Source organism: Methylophaga sp. UBA1464, from assembly GCF_002325665.1.
Taxonomy (GTDB): Bacteria; Pseudomonadota; Gammaproteobacteria; order Nitrosococcales; family Methylophagaceae; genus Methylophaga.
The window spans coordinates 83,127-88,706 of sequence record NZ_DCSO01000089.1; the positions used below are offsets into that span (position 1 = coordinate 83,127).

At 43.4% G+C, this 5,580-nt stretch carries 5 protein-coding genes; 3 read left to right on the top strand and 2 right to left on the bottom strand.

What is annotated here, in order from left to right; all coding sequences use genetic code 11:
* A partial coding sequence (locus B3O33_RS11960) for a glycosyltransferase family 4 protein (RefSeq protein ID WP_292363676.1) occupies nt 1-259 on the top strand: 259 nt, incomplete at its 5' end.
* 21 nt (nt 260-280) lie between these two features.
* Here B3O33_RS11960 and B3O33_RS11965 read toward each other — a convergent pair.
* Complete coding sequence (locus B3O33_RS11965) at nt 281-1,507, bottom strand: O-antigen ligase family protein (protein WP_292363677.1); 1,227 nt, start codon at nt 1,505-1,507, stop codon at nt 281-283.
* Nucleotides 1,508-1,793: 286 nt separating this feature from the next.
* Here B3O33_RS11965 and B3O33_RS11970 point away from each other — a divergent pair, with 286 nt between their 5' ends.
* Both B3O33_RS11970 and B3O33_RS11975 read left to right on the top strand, forming a co-directional pair.
* Complete coding sequence (locus B3O33_RS11970; protein WP_292360413.1) at nt 1,794-2,717, top strand: DUF6625 family protein; 924 nt, start codon at nt 1,794-1,796, stop codon at nt 2,715-2,717.
* A 64-nt stretch (nt 2,718-2,781) separates the two neighbouring features.
* Nucleotides 2,782-4,503: a carbamoyltransferase family protein gene (locus tag B3O33_RS11975; RefSeq protein ID WP_292360415.1), complete on the top strand. Its 1,722-nt coding sequence runs from the start codon at nt 2,782-2,784 to the stop codon at nt 4,501-4,503.
* Between the two features lie 46 nt (nt 4,504-4,549).
* Here the strand turns inward: B3O33_RS11975 and B3O33_RS11980 are convergent.
* On the bottom strand, nt 4,550-5,580 hold a 1,031-nt coding region (locus B3O33_RS11980), incomplete at its 5' end, for a glycosyltransferase family 4 protein (RefSeq protein WP_292363678.1).

Consider the following 5,580-nt stretch of genomic DNA (forward strand, 5'->3'; position numbering starts at 1 on the left):
TGAAGCCATGGCAGCAGACTTGCCCATAATTTGCACCGATTGTGGCGGTGGCGCTGAAATCATTGATGGAATTGGTCAGTTATTTAAATTCAGAGACATTGATGCACTGAGCGATGCTTTAATCAAAACAGCTAACGTCGAAACCTCAATAGCCAACAAACAAGCCATTAATAGCAGACTGGAAACCTTATTCTCCGACTCGGCTGTTAAACAGGCATTTTGGTCTAATTCCCGGATTTCACGCCTGTTAAACGCTTAAGACAAATCAGCTGCTACGTTCTTATTGGACATCCGGAGAGTCATTCCGAACTGACATTTTATTGCTGCTGATTTCATAGATAGCAATAACCAGTAACGGCATCCAGAAAATCAGCCATTGTGAATTCATCCGCGTCAATATGCCATGACCAAATGTGATACCTAAAATACAGGTATAGATAAAGACTATCGCGGCAACTTTAACAATAAAAATATTCCGCATTTTCCATGCAGCAGACAAGGTGGTGACGATGAGGAGCAGATGCAAAAAAAGTCCCGCCAGCCCCATTTCAACTAAAGAAGCAACATAGGTACTATGATAGTGATACCAGCCATCAACATAATCGACGGGTGAAGAAATGGGTACGTTCGACCCACCACCATGACCGAGAAAAAGGTGTTCTTTCGCCCGTTCTATAAAACCAAACCAAAGATCTAACCGGTAACTCTGGCCTCTCCCCATCTGTTCCTGAATAAAGGGGAGCGAATATAACAGTGTTATTACACCAATAATTCCACTTGTTAAGATAACACTTATTTTTATTTTTAATGATTGTTGCGACACCATCACAATAAACAAAGAGAGCATTATCGTTGCTGCAATAGGTGTTCTGGATTGGGTAAGAACAACCGCACCCAACATCAATACATATGCGAGTAAAAACATACCTCTGAATACTGGCTTGAACTGATTAAACTTATCCAACAAAATGGCCAGTATGGTTAATGCTGTTGCCCCATACATTGCTGCGGCCCAAAGTGGATTCCACAATCTGCCCATTCCAAAAAATCTGGCAGACATGTCTTCTCCATTGATTGCATAGAAAACAAACAAATTGATTAATAAACTGATAACAGCAGCAACAATTAAAATGTTGACTACAGTAATCATCCTTTTTGACTGGCCGTTGATCACGTACAAAAAGACCAATGCAAAAAAAATCAAATACAAAAAAGTTTTGATGTCTTTGAATTTAGCAGAAAAACCGAGATCATTAGACCAGGCGATACTAATCAGGAAGAGCAAGGCATAAAATGAGGCTGACATTAATACTTTGGAGTTTAACAGGCTTCTGTAGTTAATTTTCTGAGCAAAAATCAGCCAGAAAGCACTTAATACGATTGATAGAATAAAGAATTGATAGTGTTGCTTGCCGGTGGGAGAAAGAAAAAAACCCGCTAGCCATATATTCATTAAAACGAAAATAGTTTTTTCAGCAGCAGGAAAACTTTTTAAGCGATTCAGCATTTTATTAACATCATATTATTTCGAGGTTCTACACACTGTTTAAATGAAAGTTAGGCTTATCATCTGGGCGCTAACGGTTCCTAATTCAAATTGACGTTTTAAACGAATGCCAGCAAATTAGTTTAAAACGAAAACACTTCATTTAAAGAGGTTATTATCTCATATTATTTATACTGGTAGCTTGGCAAAATAAGCTGGCAGAACTCATAGCTGTTCATCCAGAGCATACAAATTAAACTGTTTTTGAAGTCGATTTAATCATCAGCATTTTTATAGGTAACTTTTTTTGAAACAACCGACAATTGTGATTGTTATCCCCTATTTTGGTCAATGGCCGGAATGGTTCGAGTTATACCTCGAAAGCTGCAGTCGTAATCCGGGCATCCACTGGCTTTTTTACACCGACTGTGGTGAGCCGATAAATCAGTGCTCAAATGTCAGCTATGTGCCTATGACTTTTGAAGAATATAAACGCTTGGTAAGTGATCGTTTAGCCATCCATTTTAATCCTACAAGCCCTTATAAATTATGTGATTTGAAGCCTGCCTTAGGGTTTATTCATGAATCAGATATTAAGGATTATGATTTTTTTGCTATTGGGGATATTGATATTATCTATGGTCAGATAAGAAGCTTTATTACTGACGATTTACTGCAAAAATACGATGTTATCGGCACACATAACCGCCGTCTTTCAGGGCATTTCGCTATTTTCCGCAATACGGATAAATATCGACAGGCGTTTCGAAAAATCCCAGATTGGCAGAAATTAATGGAAATGGACAAACATCTCGGCCTGGATGAATCAAAATTTTCCAAGTTGTTTGTTCGCCATAAAAATCACCCATTGTGGTTACGCAAGTTGTGGTCTTTCAGCTCGCCTTATCAAAGACGGGTTTTATATAAGGAACAGTTTAGTACGGTTCTCTCACCAATTAAGTGGCTTGATGGAAGTTCAGATCATCCTCAACAATGGTTTTGGAAAGATGGTCACCTGACCAATGACAGAGATAACAGGGAATTTATGTATCTCCATTTCATGAACTGGAAATCGAATCGCTGGTTACCTAAAAATCTACGTGATGCGCCAGCGGCATGGTCTTCACTGGATAAGCTGGTGCAAATTGATATCAATCAGGCCCGTCAAAATGGTTTCCAGATCTCCCCGCAGGGGTTTACGCCGATTAATGACGGCCCTCTGACAGGTTAAATGGTCTCCCGCCCTCCACGCTTGATATACTGAACAACATTTTTACGCAACTCGAAGATAATTTATGATCGTTTTAGGCCTTTCCGGCGCGGTAAACCACGACGCCTCAGCTGCTTTGTATATTGATGGAAAACTGGTGGCAGCTGCCGAAGAAGAACGCTTCCTGCGTGACAAGCATGCCAAGGGCAAGATGGCTTATGAAGCCACCAGATACTGCCTTGAACAGGCCGGTATCCGCCCTGATGAGATAGATATCGTCGCGTTTCCTTATGCGCAGATTGGCCTGCAATCACCTGCTCGCTGGCATTATGCCAAACGTCACTGGTATGCACCTGACAGAGCATTGACTGCTTTATTTTCCGGTAATCGTCGTTACTGGCGTAATCACAAAAACGTGATGAAACTGCTGGATGATTTAGGCATTGATTCAAAGCGCGTTAAATTTGTCCCGGTTGAGCATCATCTGGCCCATGCCAGCAGCGCTTATCATCTGAGTGGTTTTCTGGAAAAAACCGCGATTATCGGCATTGATGGTAAAGGGGAATATGCCACCACGTTTTTCGGTTATGGCGAAAACGGCAAAATACACAAAATCAAAGAATTTTATGATCCCGATTCACTCGGCGGTGTTTATGGCGCGATGACCGAATATCTCGGTTTTGAAATGCTTGATGGTGAATTTAAAGTCATGGGCATGGCACCTTATGGTGATCCCAACCGTTTTGATTTCTCACGTTTGATTCATTGTGAAAATGGCGAGTTCAAGGTCAACACCAAACTGGTCAATACCGTTGGTTTCCGGCGCTATAAAAAAAATGGCAAAGGTTATTTCTTCAGCCCCGAACTCATTGAATGGCTGGGCCCGATGCGTGAAGGTGATGAAAAGGACGAGCCCTATATTGATTATGCCGCCAGCATTCAGGCATTGCTGGAAAAATGTGCTTTGCATCTGATTGATTTTTACCTGGGCGATATTATTCGTGAAACGGGTAAAGTCGCTTATGCCGGTGGGGTGGCATTAAACGTCAAACTCAATCAGCGCATTATTGCCATGCCCGGTGTCAAAGAATTGTTCGTGCAACCGGCTTCCAGTGATGCCGGTACGGCCATTGGCGCGGCCAGTTATGCTTCACAACTGGCTGGTGTGCCAGTGGAAAAAATGGATCATGTATATCTCGGCCCATCCTATACCACCCAGCAATGCATTGAAGCCTGTGAACGCTATACACAGCCGGTCAGCTGGCAATATTTAAATGATGTGTGTGCCGACACGGCAAAAATTCTGGCTGATGGTAATCCGGTCGCCTGGTTTCAGGGTCGTATGGAATTCGGGCCTAGAGCGTTGGGTAATCGTAGTATTCTCGGTTCGCCAAATCATTCAGGCGTTGCTGATCGCATTAATGCCCAAATCAAATACCGTGAACGCTGGCGCCCCTTCTGCCCGAGTATGCTGGATAAAGTGGCGCCGGAAATTCTGCAGACTGATCATCCCAGCCCGTATATGACCTTTACCTTTGATGTGGCGGAAAGCTGGAAATCACGTATTCCGGAAGTCGTGCATGAAGATGGAACTGCTCGGGCTCAAATCGTGACCCGTGCAACCAATGCACGTTATTACGAACTAATTGAGGAAATGGAAAAACTCACCGGCAACGCGGTAGTGTTGAACACATCACTAAACCGTCGTGGTGAGCCCATGGTTTGCAGTCCTACTGATGCATTGAATATGTTCTATGGTTCGGATCTGCAATATCTGGTGATGGAAGATATTCTGGTCACCAAATAAGTTTGATGAATGGATGACAAAGCCCGATTAGGGCTTTGTCATTTTTTTATCGTTTTTTCTCAGCCAGCTCTAAAATCAACTCCGCAGCGCGCTGCGGCATGCTATACAAATCATGTGTGGCGGCATAATCCAACGCATTTTGTGACAGTTGCTGCAGGCGTTTTTTATCAAGCATCTTAGCCAACTGTTGTGTAAAAGCTGATGTATCTTCCGGCTGGTCGATACATTCACCACCGTTTGAGTCTTCAACATAATTGGCATAACCACAGGCACTGCTGACCATACTGGGCAGGCCAGCCACCATGGCTTCGAGAATCACGGTGCCGGTATTTTCAGAACGCGCCGGGTGTAAAAATACATCTGCCGCCAATAGCCATTTCGCTACATCATCGCGTCCACCCATAAAATGGGTTCGTTCAGCGACATCCAGCTTTTGTGCCAGTTGTTCAAAGGGTTTGGCATTATCTTCACCCACCACATACAAATGTGTTTTTTCACGTAACGCCTGTGGTAAAGCGGCCATGGCTTCAATGGCAAAATCAGCGCCTTTGCGTTTAAAGCCGGAGCCTATCATCAGCAGTAAAAAGTCATCAGCATTTAACGATAATTGCTGGCGAAATTGCTGACGTTGTATTTGCCAGTCATCCGGACGCACTCTATCTGGATCGATACCGGGCGGCAGGTCGACCAGTCTTTCCGGTGGCGTCTGATAATACTGCTCAAACAGTTTGCGCTGTACCGATGAGATCATCATTGATACGGTGTGGCTTTGTGGTCCAAAAACGGCCCGTTCCCAGGCTTCGTAGAATCTTACCCGGCCAAAAAGCTGTTTGACGATATAGCTTGGCTCTTGCCTGACCCGCGCCAGATAACAGGGGTCGGCCGCGTAATACAAATCCAGGCCCGGCATTTTGTTAAACCCAATCACCAGATCATAATGACCGGCAGCAATTAATGGCTGCGATTTATTATAAAAATCGCGTACTTTGGCATGATTTGTCAGCCCTGAAACTGAAATTGGTATTTGGTTAAAACCGGGAATGGGATCGCCTTGCCATTCAATGTAATACACATCAA

Bases quoted from the DNA above. Each gene is read 5' to 3' on its own strand.
- B3O33_RS11975 (WP_292360415.1), top strand. From the start codon at position 2,782: ATGATCGTTTTAGGCCTTTCCGGCGCGGTAAACCACGACGCCTCAGCT.
- B3O33_RS11965 (WP_292363677.1), bottom strand. From the start codon at position 1,507: ATGCTGAATCGCTTAAAAAGTTTTCCTGCTGCTGAAAAAACTATTTTC.